This window comes from Burkholderia sp. GbtcB21, assembly GCF_019091065.1.
GTDB classification, from domain to species: Bacteria; Pseudomonadota; Gammaproteobacteria; order Burkholderiales; family Burkholderiaceae; genus Burkholderia; species Burkholderia pyrrocinia_C.
The window spans coordinates 1-445 of the sequence record NZ_JAGXKA010000112.1; the positions used below are offsets into that span (position 1 = coordinate 1).

General features: G+C 65.4%; 2 pseudogenes. Both read left to right on the forward strand.

What is annotated here, in order from left to right:
• Positions 1 to 156, forward strand: a pseudogene (locus KVT39_RS36550) (IS21 family transposase); the annotation flags it as partial.
• Positions 153 to 445 (forward strand): annotated as a pseudogene (gene istB, locus KVT39_RS36555) (IS21-like element ISBcen28 family helper ATPase IstB); the annotation flags it as partial. The pseudogenes KVT39_RS36550 and istB, both read left to right, overlap by 4 nt.

The window sequence follows — 445 nt, forward strand, 5'->3', positions numbered from 1 at the left end:
CGAACCTCGCTGTTGCCCGGTCATCGGCGTGCAAACCAGCGTAAGCAGCCGGCACGGCACCCCGTGCCATCGGTGACGGCGAGCGTGGCTCGCCGGCCCTTGTCGTTCTATGACCAGGTCGCAAGACGTCTCGCAGAAGCCGGGAGGACCGCATGAACAGCATGCCTGCCTCGACACTGGAGCGCATCCGGCGCTATCTCGTCGGCCTGCGCATGCCGCGCGCGCTCGAAACGCTGGATGCCACCCTGAACCGCTTCGAGCAAGGCGACAGTTCGATGCTCGAAGTGCTGGAAACGTTGCTGGGCGAGGAGTTCACGACACGCGAAACACGCCGCATCCGGATGGCGCTGCAGACCGCGCGGCTCGGCACGATCAAGACGCTGGCCGGCTACGACTTCAGCTTCCAGCCGAGCCTGGATCGCGATCGCATCATGACGCTTGCGCA